The sequence below is a fragment of the Pseudomonas sp. ES4 genome (genome assembly GCF_050586665.1).
Taxonomy (GTDB): Bacteria; Pseudomonadota; Gammaproteobacteria; order Pseudomonadales; family Pseudomonadaceae; genus Aquipseudomonas; species Aquipseudomonas frederiksbergensis.
Window position 1 is genome coordinate 154,224 of record NZ_JBOBDO010000009.1, and the last position, 19,248, is coordinate 173,471.

The 19,248-nt window shown below is 58.8% G+C and carries 16 protein-coding genes; 7 read left to right on the plus strand and 9 right to left on the minus strand.

The window, feature by feature from the left end; translation table 11 throughout:
- Positions 1 to 110: 110 nt before the first annotated feature.
- The gene (locus ACQ4OB_RS13100) at positions 111 to 710 is read right to left on the minus strand and encodes a short chain dehydrogenase (protein WP_074874144.1); all 600 of its coding nucleotides are present in this window, start codon (positions 708 to 710) and stop codon (positions 111 to 113) included.
- Positions 711 to 814: 104 nt separating this feature from the next.
- Here ACQ4OB_RS13100 and ACQ4OB_RS13105 point away from each other — a divergent pair, with 104 nt between their 5' ends.
- On the plus strand, positions 815 to 1,726 hold the full coding sequence (locus ACQ4OB_RS13105) for a LysR family transcriptional regulator (protein WP_430955794.1): 912 nt from the start codon (positions 815 to 817) through the stop codon (positions 1,724 to 1,726).
- 175 nt (positions 1,727 to 1,901) lie between these two features.
- Here ACQ4OB_RS13105 and ACQ4OB_RS13110 read toward each other — a convergent pair whose 3' ends face one another.
- The 5 genes from ACQ4OB_RS13110 to ACQ4OB_RS13130 all read right to left on the minus strand — a co-directional run bounded on the left by ACQ4OB_RS13110 (position 1,902) and on the right by ACQ4OB_RS13130 (position 6,904).
- Positions 1,902 to 2,603, minus strand: coding sequence for an ABC transporter ATP-binding protein (locus ACQ4OB_RS13110; protein ID WP_074874148.1), 702 nt, complete (start codon positions 2,601 to 2,603; stop codon positions 1,902 to 1,904).
- Entirely contained in the window at positions 2,604 to 3,371 is a 768-nt protein-coding gene (gene livG / locus ACQ4OB_RS13115) for a high-affinity branched-chain amino acid ABC transporter ATP-binding protein LivG (protein ID WP_046046222.1), read from the minus strand.
- Positions 3,368 to 4,624: a high-affinity branched-chain amino acid ABC transporter permease LivM gene (locus ACQ4OB_RS13120; protein ID WP_074874150.1), complete on the minus strand. Its 1,257-nt coding sequence runs from the start codon at positions 4,622 to 4,624 to the stop codon at positions 3,368 to 3,370. The genes livG and ACQ4OB_RS13120 overlap by 4 nt, the downstream gene beginning before the upstream one ends.
- Positions 4,621 to 5,544, minus strand: a complete 924-nt coding sequence (livH, locus tag ACQ4OB_RS13125; RefSeq protein ID WP_074874152.1) for a high-affinity branched-chain amino acid ABC transporter permease LivH — start codon at positions 5,542 to 5,544, stop codon at positions 4,621 to 4,623. The genes ACQ4OB_RS13120 and livH overlap by 4 nt, the downstream gene beginning before the upstream one ends.
- Before the next feature lie 232 nt (positions 5,545 to 5,776).
- Complete coding sequence (locus tag ACQ4OB_RS13130) at positions 5,777 to 6,904, minus strand: branched-chain amino acid ABC transporter substrate-binding protein (RefSeq protein WP_074874154.1); 1,128 nt, start codon at positions 6,902 to 6,904, stop codon at positions 5,777 to 5,779.
- A gap of 338 nt (positions 6,905 to 7,242) precedes the next feature.
- Between ACQ4OB_RS13130 and ACQ4OB_RS13135 the strand changes: the two genes are divergently transcribed.
- Complete coding sequence (locus ACQ4OB_RS13135) at positions 7,243 to 7,548, plus strand: DUF2288 domain-containing protein (protein ID WP_102616301.1); 306 nt, start codon at positions 7,243 to 7,245, stop codon at positions 7,546 to 7,548.
- A gap of 288 nt (positions 7,549 to 7,836) precedes the next feature.
- Here ACQ4OB_RS13135 and ACQ4OB_RS13140 read toward each other — a convergent pair whose 3' ends face one another.
- On the minus strand, positions 7,837 to 10,032 hold the full coding sequence (locus ACQ4OB_RS13140) for a hypothetical protein (RefSeq protein WP_074874160.1): 2,196 nt from the start codon (positions 10,030 to 10,032) through the stop codon (positions 7,837 to 7,839).
- A 195-nt stretch (positions 10,033 to 10,227) separates the two neighbouring features.
- On the opposite strand from ACQ4OB_RS13140, the gene ACQ4OB_RS13145 reads away from it, so the two are divergent.
- Positions 10,228 to 11,124 carry an NAD(P)-dependent oxidoreductase gene (locus ACQ4OB_RS13145; RefSeq protein WP_430955795.1) on the plus strand — a complete coding sequence of 299 codons (897 nt, stop codon included), beginning with the start codon at positions 10,228 to 10,230 and terminating at the stop codon, positions 11,122 to 11,124.
- Here the strand turns inward: ACQ4OB_RS13145 and ACQ4OB_RS13150 are convergent.
- Positions 11,015 to 13,297 carry a putative bifunctional diguanylate cyclase/phosphodiesterase gene (locus ACQ4OB_RS13150; protein ID WP_430955796.1) on the minus strand — a complete coding sequence of 761 codons (2,283 nt, stop codon included), beginning with the start codon at positions 13,295 to 13,297 and terminating at the stop codon, positions 11,015 to 11,017. The two genes, ACQ4OB_RS13145 and ACQ4OB_RS13150, sit on opposite strands and share 110 nt — an antisense overlap.
- 288 nt (positions 13,298 to 13,585) lie before the next feature.
- Here ACQ4OB_RS13150 and ACQ4OB_RS13155 point away from each other — a divergent pair, with 288 nt between their 5' ends.
- Positions 13,586 to 14,935, plus strand: a complete 1,350-nt coding sequence (locus ACQ4OB_RS13155; RefSeq protein ID WP_074874166.1) for a spinster family MFS transporter — start codon at positions 13,586 to 13,588, stop codon at positions 14,933 to 14,935.
- A gap of 188 nt (positions 14,936 to 15,123) precedes the next feature.
- On the opposite strand, the gene rapA is transcribed toward ACQ4OB_RS13155, so the two are convergent.
- Entirely contained in the window at positions 15,124 to 17,970 is a 2,847-nt protein-coding gene (gene rapA / locus ACQ4OB_RS13160) for an RNA polymerase-associated protein RapA (protein ID WP_430955797.1), read from the minus strand.
- 218 nt (positions 17,971 to 18,188) lie between these two features.
- On the opposite strand from rapA, the gene ACQ4OB_RS13165 reads away from it, so the two are divergent.
- The 3 genes from ACQ4OB_RS13165 to ccoM all read left to right on the plus strand — a co-directional run bounded on the left by ACQ4OB_RS13165 (position 18,189) and on the right by ccoM (position 19,050).
- Positions 18,189 to 18,530, plus strand: coding sequence for an aspartate-semialdehyde dehydrogenase (locus ACQ4OB_RS13165; protein WP_074874171.1), 342 nt, complete (start codon positions 18,189 to 18,191; stop codon positions 18,528 to 18,530).
- A 100-nt stretch (positions 18,531 to 18,630) separates the two neighbouring features.
- Positions 18,631 to 18,792 (plus strand): hypothetical protein, encoded by a 162-nt coding sequence (locus ACQ4OB_RS13170; protein ID WP_095128014.1) that lies wholly within the window; start codon positions 18,631 to 18,633, stop codon positions 18,790 to 18,792.
- Between the two features lie 144 nt (positions 18,793 to 18,936).
- A complete protein-coding gene (gene ccoM, locus ACQ4OB_RS13175; protein ID WP_010462558.1) occupies positions 18,937 to 19,050 on the plus strand; it encodes a cytochrome c oxidase subunit CcoM in 114 nt (37 codons plus the stop codon).
- Positions 19,051 to 19,248 lie beyond the last annotated feature (198 nt).

Consider the following 19,248-nt stretch of genomic DNA (forward strand, 5'->3'; position numbering starts at 1 on the left):
TTGAGTCTCCAGACAAGTGCCGCCACGTTACTCAGCCTGACCGTTCATCACAACCCCGCTACTTTTGAATTCGATTCGCTCATCACTTGTAGGAGCACGGTTGTGGCGGTTTAGCCCACGTGAAAGGTCTGGCCTGTTTGCAGGCCTTCCACACTTTTGGCGTAGGCCAATGCCACATCGGCCGCCAGAACCGGTTTGTAACCACGGAAATACGGCGCGTATTTGCCCATGGCTTCGACCAGTACGTTCGGGCTCACCGAATTGACGCGCAGGCCGCGAGGCAGTTCGATCGCAGCGGCGCGGACGAAGCTGTCCAGGGCGCCATTGACCAGCGCTGCCGAGGCGCCGCTGCGAATCGGGTCGTGGCTGAGCACGCCGGTGGTGAAGGTGAACGAGGCACCGTCATTGGCATACTCGCGGCCAATTAACAGCAGATTGACCTGGCCCATCAACTTGTCTTTCAGGCCCAGCGCGAAGCTTTCTTCGGTCATTTCACCGAGGGGGGCGAAGGTCACGTTGCCGGCGGCGCAGATCAGAGCATCGAATTTGCCGGTTTGCTCGAACAGTTTGCGAATCGAAGCGCTGTCGCTGATATCCACATGGAAATCACCGCTGTTGCGGCCGATGCGGATGATCTTGTGACGCTCGGACAGCTCCTTGTCGACCGCCGAACCGATGGTGCCGCCTGCGCCTATCAAAAGAATTTTCATGCTGCTGTTCCTGAGTGGATTGAAAGAGGCTTCAGTCTAGAGTGGTTTTTTCCATCGATAAGCGCGCTAATAGGCAACCTTTGGTTTTCAAATGGAAACAATCCATGAGCGAAATGGATGATCTGGCGGCGTTCGCGATATTGATTGAAGCAGGGAGTTTCACCTTGGCGGCGCAGCAGTTGGGGTGCAGCAAAGGTCAGTTGTCCAAGCGCATCAGCCAACTGGAATCGCGGTTTTCAGTGGTGCTGCTGCAACGCACCACCCGCCGTTTGAGCCTGACCGCTGCCGGGGCGGCGCTGTTGCCGCAAGCCCAGGCGCTCGTCGTCCAGGTCGAGAGGGCGCGTCAGGCATTGGCGCGGCTGAAGGACGACATGGCCGGGCCGGTACGTATGACGGTTCCGGTATCGCTGGGGGAAACCTTCTTCGATGGCTTGTTACTGGAGTTTTCTGGCAAGTACCCCGAGGTGCAGATCGAGCTGGACCTGAGCAACAACTACCGCGATTTGACTCGCGACGGGTTTGATCTGGCGGTTCGTTCCGAGGTGGGTAATGACGAGCGCCTGGTGGCCCGACCACTATTGGCCTGGCACGAAATGACCTGCGCCAGCCCGGCTTATCTTGAACAATACGGCGAACCGATGACACCGCAGGCACTCGCTGACCATCGCTGTCTGCTCAACAGTCACTACAGCGGTCGCGAAGAGTGGCTTTATCACCAGCAACATGAATTGTTGCGGGTGCGCGTGTCGGGACCGTTCGCCAGCAACCATTACAGCCTGCTGAAAAAAGCCGCACTGGCCGGCGCCGGCATTGCGCGGTTGCCGTCCTACCTGCTGCAAGCGGAATTGGCTGACGGCCGTTTGCGCTGGCTCCTTCGTGACTATCAGACCCGCCGTATGCCGATGTACCTGGTGCATCCGTATCAGGGCGGTTTGCCAAAGCGTACGCAGGTGTTGGCGGACTATCTGATTGACTGGTTCAAGCGCAGCGGTGAAGCGCTGGATCGACTGCGCTAGTCGATGATCGTTCCCACGCTCTGCGTGGGAATGCAGCCCGGGACGCTCCGCGTCCCAAGCGGACGCAGAGCGTCCAGTGAGGCATTCCCACGCAGAGCGTGGGAACGATCGGTCATCGTCGGTGAATGTAAAAACGAAAAACGGCCCGAAGGCCGTTTTTGTTTACCGCAAAGACTCAACCACCCAGGTACGCTTCACGTACTTTCGGGTCGGTCAGCAGCGCTTCCCCAGTCCCTGTCATCACCACCCGGCCGTTCTCCAGAACGTACGCACGGTCGGCGATTTTCAGCGCCTGGTTGGCGTTCTGCTCCACCAGAAACACCGTCACGCCATCCTTGCGCAGCTGTTCGATGATGTCGAAGATCTGCTGGATGATGATCGGCGCCAGGCCCAACGAAGGTTCGTCGAGCAGCAACAGCTTGGGTTTGCTCATCAGCGCACGGCCGATGGCGAGCATTTGCTGCTCGCCGCCGGACATGGTGCCGCCGCGTTGGGCGAAGCGTTCTTTCAGGCGTGGGAAAAGTTCGAGGACTTTGTCCATCTGTTCCTGATAATCGCCTTTGTCGGTGAAGAACCCGCCCATGGCGAGGTTTTCTTCCACGGTCAGACGGGCAAACACCCGGCGACCTTCCGGCACGACAGCGATGCTCTTGCGCATGATCTGCGAGGAACTCTGACCGACCAATTCCTCACCCATGTAGCGGATGCTGCCGCTGTGGGCTTGCGGCGAACCGCAGAGCGTCATCAGCAGGGTCGACTTGCCGGCACCGTTGGCGCCGATCAGGGTCACGATCTCGCCCTGGCGGACTTCGACGTTGACGCTGTGCAGGGCCTGGATCTTGCCGTAGAAGGTGGAAACGTTTTCGAATTGCAGCATTTACGCTTCCCCCAGGTAGGCTTTGATCACTTCGGGATTGTCGCGGATCTGTTCCGGCGTGCCGTCGGCCAGAGGCGTGCCCTGGTTGATCACGACGATATGGTCGGAAATGCTCATGACCAGTTTCATGTCGTGTTCGATCAGCAGCACGGTGACGTTGTGCTCTTCACGCAACATGCTGATCAGCGCCTTCAGGTCTTCGGTTTCCTTCGGGTTCAGGCCGGCGGCCGGTTCGTCGAGCATGAGGATCCGCGGGCGGGTCATCATGCAACGAGCGATTTCCAGACGCCGTTGCTGACCGTAGGCCAGGGTGCCGGCCGGACGGTTGGCGAACGCCTTGAGGTTGACCTTGTCCAGCCAGAACTCGGCGAATTCCATGGCCTCGCGTTCGCTCTTGCGGAACGCCGGGGTCTTGAACAGACCGGCCAGGAAGTTGGTGTTCAGGTGACGGTGCTGGGCGATCAAGAGGTTCTCGACCGCGGTCATGTCCTTGAACAACCGCACGTTCTGGAAAGTCCGCACCACGCCTTTGAGGGCGATCTTGTGGCCGGGCAGGCCCTGGATCGGCTCGCCGTCCAGCAAGATGCTGCCGCCACTTGGCTGGTAGAAACCGGTCAGGCAGTTGAACACGGTGGTCTTGCCGGCGCCGTTGGGGCCGATCAGTGCCACCACCTGTTTTTCCTTCACGCTCAAGGCTACGCCGTTGACCGCCAGCAAGCCGCCGAAGCGCATGCTCAGATTTTCGACTTTAAGGATCTCGCGGCTCATTTGCGCAGCTCCATGTGAGGACGTTGCATGGGCAGCAGGCCTTGAGGACGCCAGATCATCATCAGCACCATCAAGGCGCCGAACATCAACATGCGGTACTCACTGAACTCACGCATCATTTCAGGCAACAGGATCATCACCACGGCAGCCAGGATCACGCCCAGTTGCGAGCCCATGCCACCCAATACCACGATGGCGAGAATGATCGCCGACTCGATGAAGGTGAAGGACTCCGGCGTCACCAGGCCCTGACGCGCAGCGAAGAAGCTGCCGGCAAAACCGGCGAAGCTGGCGCCCAGGGTGAAGGCCGACAGCTTGATGACAGTAGGATTGAGACCCAATGCACGGCAGGCGATTTCGTCTTCACGCAGCGCTTCCCACGCGCGGCCCAGCGGCATGCGCAGCAGGCGGTTGATGACGAACAGCGCAGCCAGTGCCAGGAACAATGCAACCAGGTAAAGGAAAATCACCTTGTTGATCGAGTTGTAGGCCAGGCCGAAGTATTCGTGGAAGGTCTGCATGCCCTCAGCGGCTTTACGTTCGAAGGTCAAGCCGAAGAACGTCGGTTTCTCGATGTTGCTGATGCCGTTCGGGCCACCGGTGAGGCCCGTCAGGTTACGCAGGAACAGTCGGATGATTTCACCGAAGCCCAGGGTCACGATCGCCAGGTAGTCACCACGCAAACGCAGGACCGGGAAACCCAGCAGGAAGCCGAAGGTGGCCGCCATCAGGCCGGCGATCGGCAGGCAGATCCAGAAGCTCAAGCCGTAGTAATGCGACAGCAACGCATAACTGTAGGCACCGACGGCATAGAAGCCGACATACCCGAGGTCAAGCAGACCGGCCAGACCAACCACGATGTTCAGGCCCAGGCCGAGCATCACGTAGATCAACACCAGGGTGGCGATATCCACCGCCCCGCGAGAGCCGAAGAACGGCCACACCAGTGCGCCGGCGATCAACGCAATGATGATCCAGCGCTGGGTGGTCGGCAGGGTCAGGAAGTTGCTGGCCTTGGCCGGAATCAGCGGCATGCTTGGCGAAGACCGCCAGGCCGAGCTGATCTGTTGGTCGAACAGCACCCGCAGGAACATCAGCACCGAGCACACGGCGATGGTGATCAGGATTGCATCGCTGGTGCCATGGACTTCGAGGTTGATGCCGACGATGGTCAGTTTCAGACCGAGTACCGGGTAGGCAACGGCCCACACCAGCAAGGCGCTGAACAACGCCTGTTTAAGATTCCTAGTCATACTTTCTCAACCTCCGGACGGCCCAACAGGCCGGTTGGCCGGAACAACAACACCAGAACCAATAGGCCGAACGCCACGACGTCCTTGTACTGGTCGCCGAAGATATCGGCACCAAAGGCTTCCGCCACCCCCAGCACGATCCCGCCGAGCATGGCGCCGGGGATGCTGCCGATACCGCCCAGTACCGCTGCGGTGAAGGCCTTGAGGCCAACGAGGAAACCGGCGTTCGGGTTGATCACGCCGTATTGCATGCTCAGCAACACCGCCGCGATGGCGGCCAGTGCGGCACCGATGACGAAGGTCAGGGCGATGATGTTGTTGGTGTTGATACCCAAGAGGTTGGCCATCTTGATGTCTTCGGCACAGGCGCGGCAGGCGCGACCCAGGCGAGAGCGGGAGATGAACAGCGTCAGGCCGAGCATGGCGACCAGGGTCACCACGAACACCACGATTTGCATGTAGGAAATCAGCACTTCATGTGCGCCACCTGGCCCGATGGAGAAGTTGCCGGGGATCAGGTTGGGGATGGATTTGTCCTTGGAGTCTTGCGCCAGCAGAACCGTGTTCTGCAGGAAGATCGACATGCCGATGGCGGAAATCAGCGGGATCAGACGGTTGCTGCCGCGCAAAGGGCGGTAGGCGATCCGTTCGATGCTGTAACCGTAGGCACTGGTCACGACAATGGTCGCGAGGAAAGCGGCGGTCATCAACAGTGGAACACTGTCGAGTCCCAGCATGGCCAGCCCGGCGATGGCGATAAACGCCACGTAGGAGCCGATCATGTACACCTCGCCGTGGGCGAAGTTGATCATTCCAATGATGCCGTAAACCATCGTATAGCCGATGGCGATCAGGGCATACGTGCTGCCAATGGTCAGACCATTAACCAGCTGTTGGAAAAAGTGATAGATGTCAGGCATTACAGCGCTCCTAAAAACCTGATACGCATTTCACTGGTGGAGTCATTTTCCCGCTCGAGCCCCGTGGATCTGCATCCACTTCGAACGCGAGGTTTGCCAGCGAACCGCTGATGACGGTTTTGAGATTTTCAGGTGGGGAGACTGGCGGATCACGCCAGCGCGGCCCAATACGTTCGTAAAACAAAGCCCACGGCACGCCGTGGGCTTTGTTGGCAGTCAGTCAGGCAATGCCTTACTGAGGCTTGGCTTCAGTTTTAGGTTTGCCGAAGTGCCACTCGTAAACCACAAATTTGAAGTCTTTCAGGTCGCCCTTATCGTCGAAGCTCAGGTCGCCAGTCGGCGTCTTGAAGGTGCCTGCGTGGATGGCTTCAGCCACTTTGGCAGTGTCTTCGCTCTTGGCTGCCTTGATACCGTCGGCAATCACGGTCACCGCCGAGTAGGACGGGAACACGAACGGACCGCTCGGGTCTTCTTTCTTGGCTTTGAACGCGTCAGCCAGGGCGATGTTGGCCGGATCCTGGTCGAAGGATTTCGGCAGGGTCACCAGCAAACCTTCGGAAGCGTCTTTGGCGATCTGCGAAATGGAGTCGTTACCCACGCCTTCCGGACCCATGAACTTGGCTTTCAGGCCTTTTTCCTGGGCTTGACGCAGGATCAGGCCCAGCTCCGGGTGGTAGCCGCCGTAGTAGACGAAGTCGACGTTGGCCTGCTTGAGCTTGGAGATCATCGAAGAGAAGTCTTTGTCGCCGGCGTTGATGCCTTCGAACACGGCAACCTTGACGTTTTTGCCTTCCAGGGTTTTCTTCACGGCGGTGGCGATGCCTTCACCGTATTGCTGTTTGTCGTGCAGGACAGCAACGATTTTCGGTTTTACGAAGTCGGCAATGTAGTTACCGGCGGCAGGGCCCTGGGCGCTGTCCAGACCGATGGTGCGGAACACCATTTTGTAACCACGGGAAGTGATGTCCGGGCTGGTGGCAGCCGGGGTAATCATGATCACGCCTTCGTCTTCGTAAATGTCCGAAGCCGGTTGAGTGGAGCTGGAGCACAGGTGACCGACCACGAACTTGACGCCGTCGTTGACGACTTTGTTCGCGACCGCTACCGCTTGTTTTGGATCACAGGCGTCATCGTATTCCACGGCTTCGAGTTTCTTGCCGTCTACGCCGCCTTTGGCGTTGATCTGTTCGATGGCCATTTTGGCGCCACTGAACTGCATGTCGCCGTATTGGGCTACAGGGCCGGTTTTAGGGCCGGCGATGCCGATCTTGATGGTGTCAGCTGCGAACGAATGGCTGGCAACCCCGGCCAGAACCATAGCGGCAAACAGTTTGGAAATCTGCTTAGTAGCCTTAGTCATAGTGCTCCACTCTTACTGTTGTAGTTTTTATAGTCCTGGCGCCGTAGCAGCAGAACCGGGTCAGATATCTTCGATATCCTCCGGAAAATGCCCCCGGCAACTGTACCGGTACAGTGTAGAGCGCCAATTGTTAGCCTGGGAAGCTGGCGCCAGGGGGCAAAACCAGAGGGTGTCGCTTTATTGAAAGAAAAAGACAGAATGGCGGCGGGGGTTATAGCTGAAATATCAGCAATCCTTGGCTTTCCTGCTGTTTTCAATCGGTAACTCAATTGCAGCCGGGTTTTTCTGCCAGAGCACCAACGTTATGATTACGTCGATTTCTTTTCCGGACAGGACCCATGACTCAAGAACCTAGCACCCTCTATGCCAAGCTGCTTGGTGAAACCGCATCTATTACCTGGAAGGAGCTGGAGCCGTTCTTCGCCAGGGGTGCCCTATTGTGGGTCGACCCCGGTCTGGATTTGATTGCTGCAGCGGAGGCAGTCGCGACCGACGAAGGCCAGAAAGTGGCTGCCTGGCTGGCCGCCGACAAGGTCGCCAAGCTGTCTGAAACGCGGGCGCTGGATCTTTTTGAACGTGATCCGGAGCTGTGGGCAGTGGTCGTTTCGCCGTGGATCCTGATCCAGGAAAGGGCGACGAACTGAGGATTTGCACTCCATTGGTGCGCGACTTTGTCGGGCAAAAGTGTGTAGCCGAGTAGCGTGATGGCATGTTGCCGTAGAGAAAGGCCACAGGCGGGCCAGCATCACGGTGACGTAAACGTAACGGGAACAGTTTATCGAGCAGCCGATTGGTTGCTTAATTGTCTCTGGATGTGATCGTTCCGCTCTGCGTGGGAATGCAGCCCGGGACGCTCTGCGTTCCAAAGCGGACGCAGAGTGTCCATTGAGGCATTCCCACGCAGAGCGTGGGAACGATCGACAGTAGGTGAGTTAAGCCGTCTTGCCAGTATGGTTATTCAGCGAAATAACCTTGGTCTTGCCAATCCGGTGACGATAAATTTCGCGCAAGTACTTGATCGACTTCTTCACGCAGTCCCGGGACAGACGAATGTCATTGATCGAGACGAACTTGTCTTTGTCGTTGATCAGCTCGCGGTACTTCTTCTCGTACATCGGTTTGATCGCGTACCAGTTGGTGTCGAGAATCTTCGCCGGGTTCTCGAACTCATTGAGCAGCTCGTCGATCCGGTCTTCGTCGAACTCTTCATTAATGATGAAGTCGAGGATCGAGTTATCCAGCGTCTCGTCAAAGCGGTACGGGTTTTTCGCGAAGCAACGTTTGATGAAGGCCACGATCAGCGTCAGGAAGTCGTCCGACAGGCACGGGCTCTTGGCGATCAACGTGGTCAGCGACAGGTTGGCCGAGGCGCCGATGACCAATGCATAACGCTTGAGCGTGGTGTTCGGGAACAGGCTGTTGAGGTGGGTCTTCAACCGGTTCAGGTCCATGTAGGACAGCTTGTAGTCTTTTGGCAGCGAAACAATCGAGACCACCGACGAGCAGTTCTTGAAGAAGTGCAGGTCGTGCAACGCGGCCGCGTCATATCCCGAATTCTTGTACTGCTCCAACGAGGCGCGATAGCGCTTGGATTCGATCGGCAACAAGCTGATGCCTTCGATCGCCTGGGTCACTTTGTTGAAGTGCGGCAAGTCGATGGAGCGGAAGAACAGGTCGTCGATGTTCAGGCGCTGCGGTTCTTTCTCGAACACCTTGAACTTGTCGTTGCTCGGCGGCGGAGTTTCCGGCACTACGGACTCGGCGTAGGCAATCGCTACAGGGCCGGCCAGGCTCATGAACAGGTCGTTGGCGTCGAGGCGAATGGTTTCGCCAATGTCGATGCCGGCCCGACGGAAATAGTTCTGGTCGTAGTCGGTAGTAACCGCCTGCGCCGTCAGAATGTTGAAGATCTGCTGTGAGATGTATTGGTTTGCGTGTTTTTCCATCGCGTTGACGTCGATGTTCTGAATGTTGCCGTCATCGCTTTCTTCGGCATAACGCATGATGTCGTTGGAGATCAGCATCATCGCGTTCCATGGGCGGATACGGCCCATGACACTGGCTTCGCTGCTGTCTTCGTTGGCGAAGTTGTAGGAGAAGTCCCATTCTTCCGACAGGTATTTGCACAGCAGGCGACCGGCGTTGATGTGCAGCGCCTCGGACATTTCGCTGCGGTGATCGGAAATATTGGGCAGTACGCAAATGCCGCTGGTGAAGATCGGTTCGAAGACGAAGGAATGACCGCTCTTGCTGTCGTGCTCGTCCATCGGCTTGGTGTCGAACGTCTTGTTCATGTACGAGTGCTGCTGGGCCAGGCCGAACTCCGAGGCCATGCCCGAACCGGTACCGCCGCCGGCACTGAAGATCGAGAAGTACAGGCGCGACTGGTTGGCCTTGATCCCGCAGCTGTCGATCAGGTACGAGTGGATCATCTTCCAGTCAGGGCTGGAGAAACGCTGGGTGTCCTTGTTCAGGATGATCTTGGCCAGGTATTGACCGAGGATCGGCGCGTTACCGGCGCCACCGGCGTGGACTTCCGACAAGTCCATGATTTTCATTTTGCTGTAGTCGCGCAAAAAGCCGCTTTTTTCGCCCTTGCGCGAGAAACGGATGCGGCCGGCGATGTCCTTGTCCAGGTCGCCGAGCATCACCAGCGGTTCGACCAGGAACACCGGTTTGCTGGCCTTGTTCGATCCCAGGCGCAGGTTGTTACGAATCCACTGCGCCGGGCTGTAGCCTTTTTCGGCGAAGCGTTTGTCCGGGGACAGGCGATCTTCGTTGTTGAATTCGTTGAGGTAGAACTTGCGGGCGTTGTACACCAGTTCCGCCACGTCCAGCGCGATGTTCGAACCACAGCGACCGAGGCCGATCAGGCACACCGACGGGAATTCCTGATCGCTGTGATGTTCGCTGTCGCCTTCCAGATGCGGCGGGCGCGGGAACACCATGTCGCGCAGACCATCGAGATTATCGAGGATGCGGTCGGTATTGGTTTCGGTGAAGTACAGGTATTGCTGAGTCGCCAACGGGCGCGATGGCGTCAATGGCTTTGACGGTGCGGGGCTGTTTGCCGCCGGGCTCAGCGTCAGATCGGATATCGCAGCGGCCGGATTGTTTTTAGAAGTCATTGTGCGCCATGTGCCTGGACTGGTTGGTTGGGCGACAAGCTGTCGTCGAACCATCACGGATGGGGTCTCGCGTTTTTTCAGCGCGTATTTGGCCCAAGCATCAGGGCCTTGGCCTGAGCATCGCTCGGGGGAATCCTTTCCTAAGTCATGATGAATCGGCCAATATTCGATGATCTTTAATCAAAAGGAGGCCAAATGATGGCAACGTTACCTTCGCTCGGGTTTGCCGGGGTCGGCTTGATGGGGTTGCCGATGTGTCAGCGCCTTCTGGCAGCGGGTTATCCATTGACCGTGTGGAATCGCAATCCAGCCAAGTGCGCGCCACTGGTCGAGGCCGGTGCACGACAGGTCGCCACGCCGGCAGAACTGTGTCAGCACGCCGACGTGGTGATGTTGTGCCTGGCGGACACGTCGGTGGTTCGTGAGGTGGTGTTTGGCGCGGCAGGGATTGCGCAAGGTGCGAAAAGCGGTCAATTGCTGGTGGATTTTTCCAGCCTGGAACCTGCCGCGACGCGGGAAATGGCGACAGCGCTGGTCGGCCAAACCGGCATGAGCTGGCTGGATGCACCCGTGTCCGGCGGAGTGGTCGGTGCCGAGGCCGGCAGCCTGGCGATCATGGTGGGCGGTGAAACGGCGGACCTTGAGCGCGTCAGGCCTGTGCTGTCGAGCCTTGGCCAGCGCGTGACCCACATGGGCGCCGTCGGAGCGGGGCAGGTGACCAAGGCGTGCAATCAGATGATCGTCGCCTGCAACGCGCTGGTGATTGCTGAAGTCGTGGCGTTGGCCGAACGTTCCGGGGTTCGGGCCGGTCTGATCGCCGAAGCTCTGGCAGGCGGATTTGCCGATTCAAAGCCCTTGCAAATCCTCGGTCCGCAAATGGCCGAAAGCCGTTTCGAACCGGTGAAGTGGCATGTGCGCACGCTGCTCAAGGACCTCGATAGCGCGGTGAAGTTTTCCCGGGAGCAAGGCTCGGCCACGCCGATCAGTGGATTGGCCGCACAATTGATGCGACTGCATGGGGGCCAGGGATTCCTGGAAAAAGATCCGTCGACGCTTGTGCAGTTGTACCGCGAGCCAGACTCAAAGGGCTGACCGTGTGCGAGTGCTTGCGCTGGTTGATTTCGCTCAGTACGGGACGCAACTGCGCCAGCGGTACCGGGCGGCTGAGCAGGTAGCCCTGCACGAAATCGCAGCCGTTACGTTCCAGGAACTCGTATTGCTCAAGGGTTTCGACGCCTTCGGTCACCACCTGCAAATGCAGCGTGTGGGCCATGACGAGGATCGCTTGCACGATTTCCATGTCCTGGGTGGCCTTGGGAATGTCCTGGATGAACGAGCGGTCGATCTTCAGCGTATTGAGTGGCAGCCGTTTGAGATAGGCCAGTGATGAATAACCGGTGCCGAAGTCATCAATCGACAGCGACACGCCGAGGGCACGAATCTGGCGTAGCAATACGAGCGTATTGGCGATGTTGCCCATCAGCGCATTTTCCGTCACTTCCAGTTCCAGCCGCTGCGGCGCCACTCCGGAGACCCGCAGAGCGTGCTCGATTTCATTGGCCAATTCTTCGCGCGCCAGGTTCAGGGGCGAGCAATTCACGGCGATGTGGAGTGCTTCGCAGCCCTGAAGCGACAACTCGCCCAGATCCTCACAGGCCTTGCGCAGGACCCAGTTGTCCAGTTCGGCGATCAGGCCGTTGGCCTCGGCGATGGCAATGAACCGGTCCGGCGTCAGCAGTCCGTGAACCGGATGTTGCCAGCGGATCAGCGCTTCAAGCTTGCTGACCTGAGCATTTTTCAGGTCGTAGATCGGTTGGTAATAGAGCATCAGGCCGGTGTTTTCGCGCAGGGCGTGGCGCAGCTCTTCTTCCAGTTGCAGTTCCAGCGTCGCGCGGGTCTTCAGGTTTTCGCTGAAGAAATTCAGGCCATTGCGCCCGCTGTCCTTGGACTGATACAGCGCCAGGTCCGCGTTTTTCAGCAACTCTTCGCAAGTCTTGCCATCTTCCGGAAACACGCTGATGCCGATACTGGTGGTCATGACCATGCGCCGTCCGGACAGCTCGATGGGTTCCTTCATTTTCGCCATGATGCGCTGGGCCATGTGCCGTGCTTCTTCACGATCATGCAGGCCGATGAGGATGCAAAACTCGTCGCCTCCGAAGCGCGCGACTACATCATCGTGGCTGCGCACTGAAACCTTTATGTGGTTCGCCAGGACTTTGAGCAATTCGTCCCCGGCGTCATGGCCCAGGCTGTCATTGATTCGCTTGAAATGGTCGACGTCCAGAAACATGACCGCCAGCATGCCGCCTTCATTGGTTTTCTCCATGAGCTTCTCGGCGAAGATCTGATTGAAACCACGGCGGTTGATCAGGTTGGTCAAGGCGTCATAGTGCGCCACCTGTTGTAATGACATCCGCGCCTGGTCCAGTTGACTGAGCAGGGCGTTGACCCGTTGCAGATCGCACTCCTTGTGTTGCAGCTTCTTGTCCGCCAGCGCCGCGCTGATGCTGCTGCCGATGATCAGCAGCGTCATGACCGCCACCGTCAGACCCAGTTGCAGATGATTGTTTGCGCCGGGCAGCGGCTGGAGGCTGTCGGCGGGCAGCACCAGATTGAAGGCGGCCATGGCGGTGACGTGCATGCTGATGATGCCTGCGCCGAGCACCAGGCTGGCGCTGTATTTGAGCAGTTGATGGAACAGTCCGGTGCTGTCGCGCAGATGACTTGATATCAGCAGGGCTGCAAGGCTGGCACCGATGGCGAACACAATGGAGAGGGCGAACAGCGTGGGTTGGTAATAGGCCATCGCACTCGAACGCATAGCAGTCATGCCCACGTAATGCATGGTGGCGATGCCCAGGCCAATGCAGATCGAAGCCTGGAGATATTGCCAAAAACTCAGGCGCGGGTGACTGAGAGCGTGTATCGCCAGCCATGAGGCGAGCAGGGCGATCAACAGGGAAAGGAGAGTGATGGGTAATTCATATTGAATGTCGATTGGCGCCTGAAACGCCAGCATGCCGATAAAGTGCATGGCCCAGGTCCCGCCCGCCAGGCAACCGGCGCCGACCCAGCGCCAGAGCCGCTGCGAGGCGGGTTTTTCCGCGTGACCGACCCGTTCGGCCATGTTTAATGTGGCAAAACTGCCGACACAGGCGACCAGATAGGCCAGCAGTACCAGAATAGGATCAAGTGTGCCGTTGAGTATTACCTGGCCGCTCGCCGTCAGCTCGGTGATGAAATGCAAGCCAAGCCACTCCATAGCATGCCCCGTCGTTGTCATCCTGGCTTACGCCATGAACGCTGGCGAATGCTTTGGAGTATAGAAGGCATGTTTAGAGTGCAAACGATAGTGGCAAATTGGCCCTAACCATTTTGGAATGAGCGTTAGAGCGTTTGGACATAAATGGTGGATCAGCTGCGACATCTTCCATGGGCGGATATCAGCTTTACAAATAATGACAGACAGCTCTCGCGGGCCTGACTAGATTGCAGGTTCCGGGCTCGGATGCGCTGACAGAAGCCCCAATAACAATAAAGAGACGGACCCATGCAGAACTCGACCCAAGCGGCGAATGCCTGGCGCATTCTGTTCCTGCTGTTCCTGGCCAACCTGTTCAACTTCTTCGATCGCACCATTCCGGCCATCATCATCGAACCGATCCGTATGGAATGGCATCTCAGCGACTTTCAACTGGGGATCATCGGCACCGCCTTCACCCTGGTGTATGCGATTGCCGGCCTGCCTCTGGGACGGATGGCCGATACCGGTTCACGCAGCAAATTGATGGGCTGGGGCCTGGCGGCGTGGAGCGGGCTGACGGCGGTCAACGGACTGGTGGGGAGTTTCTGGGCTTTCCTGATCGTGCGGATGGGCGTCGGCATCGGCGAAGCCAGTTATGCACCGGCCGCCAATTCCTTGATCGGCGACCTGTTCCCGGCCCACCGTCGGGCACGGGCGATGGGCATTTTCATGCTCGGCTTGCCGCTGGGGCTGCTGCTGGCGTTCTTCACCATCGGCGCGATGGTCAAGGCCTTCGACAGCTGGCGCGCGCCGTTCTTTATTGCGGCAGTGCCGGGGTTGATCCTGGCGATCTTCATGTTCTACATCAAAGAACCGAAACGTGGCGCCGCAGAGAGTGTGAAAGTCTCGCAGGAGCGCGTAGACCGGCCGATCCGTCGGGTGCTGGCGGTGCCGACTTTCCTGTGGCTGGTAATGGCGGGGCTGTGCTTCAACTTCGCCACGTATGCCTGCAACTCGTTTCTGGTGCCGATGCTGCAGCGCTATTTCCTGATGCCGTTACAGGAAGCGGCGGTGGCGACCGGGGTGATCGTCGGCGTGACCGGGTTGTTCGGCCTGACACTGGGTGGTTGGGTGGCGGACAAGATTCACCAGCGGGTGGCCAATGGGCGACTGCTGTTTGCCGCGTTCAGCTTGATCATCTCGACGGTGTGCACGGCTTGGGCACTGCATTCCGGGCGAATCGAGATCGGCGTGTTTGTGGCGGTGTTCAGTGTGGGCTGGTTGTTTGCCTACAACTTCTACACCTGCGTTTACACCGCCATTCAGGACGTCGTCGAGCCGCGCTTGCGGGCTACGGCCATGGCGCTGTTCTTTGCCGGGTTGTATTTGCTGGGTGGTGGTTTGGGGCCGGTGGTGGTGGGCGCATTGTCCGACCACTTTGCGCAGACGGCGATGCTCTCGGCCGGTGCTGAGCAGATGACCGAGGCGTTCAAGGCTGTCGGCTTGCATGACGCGATGTATTTGATCCCGGTGGCACTGTTTTTCACCATGGTGTTTCTGTTCCTGGCTTCGCGGTGTTTTGTGCGCGATGCCAAGCGGATGAAGGAAGGATTGGTGGCGGTGGTTGAGCCAGCGGGTTCTGCGGTCACGGCGTAATGATCGTTCCCACGCTCCGCGTGGGAATGCCTCAAGGGACGCTCCGCGTTCCAGCTCTCGAAAGGGACGCAGAGCGTCCCGGGCTGCATTCCCACGCAGAGCGTGGGAACGATCAGACAATCAAGCAGACAAAAAAAGGCCCGCATCGCTGCGGGCCTTCTTTGTTTTAGCGGGGCTGAGCAGGGGACTTAGCCCGCCACCAACACCCGAATCGCTTCCAGTCGCAGCGCAGCCTTGTCGAGCATGGCCAGGCCTTGCTCGCGTTGCTTGCGCAAGGCGACCAGTTCGCTGTCGCGCACCGTCGGGTTGACCGCTTGCAACGCGGTCAGGCGCGCCAGTTCTTCGTCGGTGTCAGCGGCCAGGCGACGCTGCGCCTCAGCCACGCGCTCGGCGTGACGCGGGAAGATCTTCTCTTCACCGGCGTTGATCCGTGGCGTCAGCTGATCGCGCTGGGCCTGGATGAACTTGTTGGCACTGGCGCGCGGCACGCTTTCCAGCTGATCGTTTAGGGTTTCGAACGACACCCGGGCCGACAGGTCGTTGCCATTGGCATCGAGCAGGCAACGCAGGGCGGCCGGCGGCAGGTAACGGCCCAGTTGCAGCGAGCGCGGGGCAACCACTTCGCTGACGTAGAGCAGTTCGAGCAATACGGTGCCAGGCTTCAGCGCCTTGTTCTTGATCAGCGCCACGGCGGTGTTACCCATGGAGCCGGACAAGACCAGGTCCATGCCGCCCTGAACCATCGGGTGTTCCCAGGTAATGAACTGCATGTCTTCGCGAGACAGCGCCTGGTTGCGGTCGTAAGTGATGGTCACGCCTTCGTCGTCGCCCAGCGGGAAGCTGGCGTCGAGCATTTTTTCGCTCGGCTTGAGGATCAGCGCGTTTTCCGAATGGTCTTCGCTGTCGATGCCAAAGGCGTCGAACAGGGTTTCCATGTAGATCGGCAGGGCGAACTGGTCGTCTTGCTCAAGGATGTCCTCGACCAGTGCATCACCTTCACCAGCGCCGCCGGAGTTGAGTTCCAGCAAGCGGTCACGGCCGGTGTGCAGCTCGGCTTCCATGCGCTCGCGCTCGGCGCGGGCTTCGTCGATCAGCGCTTGCCACTCGCCGTCGTCGGCATTTTCCAGCAGCGGCAGCAGGCGCGGGCCGAACTGATGCTGCAGGGCGTTGCCGGTCGGGCAGGTGTTGAGGAACGCGTTCAGCGCTTCGTGGTACCACTGGAACAGGCGCTCTTGCGGGCTGGTTTCCAGGTACGGCACGTGCAGTTCGATGATGTGCTTCTGGCCGATCCGGTCCAGACGACCGATACGCTGCTCCAGCAGGTCCGGGTGCGAAGGCAGGTCGAACAGCACCAAGTGGTGCGAGAACTGGAAGTTACGACCTTCACTGCCGATTTCCGAGCAGATCAGCACTTGCGCGCCAAATTCTTCGTCGGCGAAGTAGGCGGCGGCGCGGTCACGCTCGAGGATGTTCATGCCTTCGTGGAAGACCGTGGCCGGGATGCCGGAACGCACGCGCAGGGCGTCTTCCAGGTCCATGGCGGTTTCGGCGTGGGCGCAGATCACCAGCACTTTGGTGCGCTTGAGCATCTTCAGCGTGTCGATCAGCCATTCGACGCGCGGGTCGAATTTCCACCAGCGTTCTTCTTCGTTGGCGTCCGGCTGAGCCTGGAAGCTGACTTCCGGGTACAGCTCGGCGTGATCACCCAGCGGCAGTTCGAGGTATTCGTCGGGGCAAGGCAGCGGATACGGATGCAGCTTGCGCTCCGGGAAACCCTGCACGGCAGCGCGGGTGTTGCGGAACAGCACGCGACCAGTGCCGTGGCGATCGAGCAGTTCGCGGACTAGGCGGGCGCTGGCTTCGATGTCGCCATCGTTGACGGCGGTCAGCAGCGCTTCGCCTTCGTTGCCGAGGAAACCGTGAATGGTCTTGTGCGCTTCAGGCGACAGGCGGCCCTTGTCCAGCAGCTCCTGGACGGCTTCGGCCACCGGGCGATAGTTTTCGCTCTCGGCGCGGAAGGCGTGCAGGTCATGGAAACGGTTCGGATCGAGCAGGCGCAGACGCGCAAAGTGGCTGTCCTGACCCAGTTGTTCCGGGGTCGCAGTCAACAGCAAAACGCCGGGAATGACTTCGGCCAGTTGCTCGACCAGCGAGTATTCAGGGCTGGCCTTGTCTTCATGCCATACCAGGTGGTGCGCTTCGTCGACGACCATCAGGTCCCAACCGGCGGCGAACAGCGCGTCCTGGGCCTTCTCGTCTTCCACCAGCCATTCGAGTGCAACCAGCGCGAGCTGGGTGTCTTCGAACGGGTTGGCGGCATCGCTTTCGATAAAGCGTTCTTCGTCGAACAGCGCAACTTGCAGGTTGAAGCGGCGGCGCATCTCGACCAGCCACTGGTGCTGCAAGTTCTCCGGAACCAGGATCAGCACGCGGTTGGCGCGGCCCGAGAGCAGTTGGCGATGGATCACCAGACCGGCTTCGATGGTTTTACCCAGGCCCACTTCGTCTGCCAGCAAAACCCGCGGTGCAATGCGGTCGGCGACTTCACGGGCGATGTGCAGCTGGTGCGCGATCGGTTGCGCACGCACGCCACCGAGGCCCCAAAGTGCGGATTGCAATTGGCGGCTGGTATGTTCCAGGGTGTTGTATCGCAGGGAGAACCAGGCCAGCGGGTCGATCTGCCCGGCGAACAAACGATCGCTGGCCAGACGGAACTGAATGAAGTTCGACAGTTGGGTTTCCGGCAGGGTAACCACTTCGTTGTGCCCGTTGAGGCCGTGGTAAACCAGCAGGCCGTCGACGTCGTCGACTTCTTGTACGGTCAGTTTCCAGCCTTCGAAGTGAGTGATCGAGTCACCCGGCGAAAACCGCACGCGGGTGAGGGGCGCATTCCGTAGCGCGTACTGGCGAGTCTCGCCAGTGGCCGGGTAGAGCACGGTCAACAAGCGGCCGTCCTGTGCCAGAACGGTGCCTAAACCCAGCTCGGCTTCGCTGTCACTGATCCAGCGTTGCCCCGGTTGATACTGCTGCGCCATGCTGCCTGACTCCCACCTTGAAAAAGCGGGCTATCTTAACGGAATGAGGGCTTCAGGGCCAAAGGACTCTCATAAAAACTCGCAGTCTTACGTTAGTCCAACGATGCAACGCTTGCAGGTCGGGGCACCTATTCGTGCCAAACGGGTCACAGTTTGCGACCGATGGCTCAAGTCGCCATCCCCGCAGCCGACAGCCTGCTGACAGGAGACTAATAATTATGCTGCCACCGATACTCCCCTTGAGTGCCGTGCCAATCACCTCACAGCAGGATCCGATTCGCCAGCGGCCGGATATTCCACCCGTGGTGCCGGTGCAGGAAAGCTCCAACGAAAGCACCATCGACCTGCAACAGCGCGATCCGCAGGAGGCGGCGTTTCAGCTGCGCGAGGAACAGCGCCGCAAGCAGGAACAACAAAGGCGTCGCCGTGAAGCCGATGAAGATCCTGAAGAACACCTGGCGATTCCCGGTGATGAACTCAACGCCGACAACACCGTGCCGGTGGCGCCATTGATGGAAGATCAGCCACGGCAGGGGTTGTGGGTCGATATCCAGATTTGAGCTCACGGCTGGTCAGCGCTGCCATCAGACCGCATTATTGGCACATCCATGCCTGCACATACGGCAACTGAATTTCATTCCAGGCGATGCACTGAACACCATGAGCCAAGACGACAAGCTGATCGACCTCAACGCCGAACGCGCCAAGCGGGTTCATGACCTTAATGAAAAGCGCCTGAACGAAGTGCGCCAGGCCTTCGAGCACGCCATGCCGTTGGGTAAAGCGAAGAAAAAGCCGAAGAACAAACCGAAAAAGCGTTGAAACACCCTGCATTGATTGATGCAGGTCAGTTATTTCCCCTCCTTTACGCCCAGTCTCGGGCGACATTGATCCCGGTCAATTTCTTCTCCTGCCTGATTGGTTAACTTAGCCCCATCGCAACAAGGCAATTGCAGGAGGCCAGTCATGTTTTTCGACAACGTGGTGATCGCCGGAGTGCTGACAGTCGGCCTCATGGTTCTGTTTTTTGCAGGGTTTGGATTTTTTATCTGGAAGGATTCGCATAAGCGCAAGCCGTAGGTCTTTCTGGAAGCAATGAGCACGCAAGGCATTTTGGGCAACTTCGGTTGCCCTTTTTTTTGTCTGCGTTTTTTTGATCGTTCCCATGCTCTGCGTGGGAATGCAGCCCGGGACGCTCCGCGTCCCTTTCGAGAGCTGGAACGCGGAGCGTCCCTTGAGGCTTTTCCACGCAGAGCGTGGGAACGATCGATGTGGTGT

What these genes read in the sequence shown, in the direction of transcription:
- ACQ4OB_RS13170 (WP_095128014.1), top strand. Translation starts at nt 18,631, where the DNA reads ATGAGCCAAGACGACAAGCTGATCGACCTCAACGCCGAACGCGCCAAG.
- ACQ4OB_RS13140 (WP_074874160.1), bottom strand. Translation starts at nt 10,032, where the DNA reads ATGACTTCTAAAAACAATCCGGCCGCTGCGATATCCGATCTGACGCTG.
- ACQ4OB_RS13165 (WP_074874171.1), top strand. Translation starts at nt 18,189, where the DNA reads ATGCTGCCACCGATACTCCCCTTGAGTGCCGTGCCAATCACCTCACAG.
- livG (WP_046046222.1), bottom strand. Translation starts at nt 3,371, where the DNA reads ATGAGCCGCGAGATCCTTAAAGTCGAAAATCTGAGCATGCGCTTCGGC.
- ACQ4OB_RS13135 (WP_102616301.1), top strand. Translation starts at nt 7,243, where the DNA reads ATGACTCAAGAACCTAGCACCCTCTATGCCAAGCTGCTTGGTGAAACC.
- ACQ4OB_RS13120 (WP_074874150.1), bottom strand. Translation starts at nt 4,624, where the DNA reads ATGACTAGGAATCTTAAACAGGCGTTGTTCAGCGCCTTGCTGGTGTGG.
- ACQ4OB_RS13130 (WP_074874154.1), bottom strand. Translation starts at nt 6,904, where the DNA reads ATGACTAAGGCTACTAAGCAGATTTCCAAACTGTTTGCCGCTATGGTT.
- ACQ4OB_RS13155 (WP_074874166.1), top strand. Translation starts at nt 13,586, where the DNA reads ATGCAGAACTCGACCCAAGCGGCGAATGCCTGGCGCATTCTGTTCCTG.
- ACQ4OB_RS13100 (WP_074874144.1), bottom strand. Translation starts at nt 710, where the DNA reads ATGAAAATTCTTTTGATAGGCGCAGGCGGCACCATCGGTTCGGCGGTC.
- ACQ4OB_RS13150 (WP_430955796.1), bottom strand. Translation starts at nt 13,297, where the DNA reads ATGGAGTGGCTTGGCTTGCATTTCATCACCGAGCTGACGGCGAGCGGC.
- livH (WP_074874152.1), bottom strand. Translation starts at nt 5,544, where the DNA reads ATGCCTGACATCTATCACTTTTTCCAACAGCTGGTTAATGGTCTGACC.
- ACQ4OB_RS13110 (WP_074874148.1), bottom strand. Translation starts at nt 2,603, where the DNA reads ATGCTGCAATTCGAAAACGTTTCCACCTTCTACGGCAAGATCCAGGCC.
- ACQ4OB_RS13145 (WP_430955795.1), top strand. Translation starts at nt 10,228, where the DNA reads ATGATGGCAACGTTACCTTCGCTCGGGTTTGCCGGGGTCGGCTTGATG.
- ccoM (WP_010462558.1), top strand. Translation starts at nt 18,937, where the DNA reads ATGTTTTTCGACAACGTGGTGATCGCCGGAGTGCTGACAGTCGGCCTC.
- ACQ4OB_RS13105 (WP_430955794.1), top strand. Translation starts at nt 815, where the DNA reads ATGAGCGAAATGGATGATCTGGCGGCGTTCGCGATATTGATTGAAGCA.
- rapA (WP_430955797.1), bottom strand. Translation starts at nt 17,970, where the DNA reads ATGGCGCAGCAGTATCAACCGGGGCAACGCTGGATCAGTGACAGCGAA.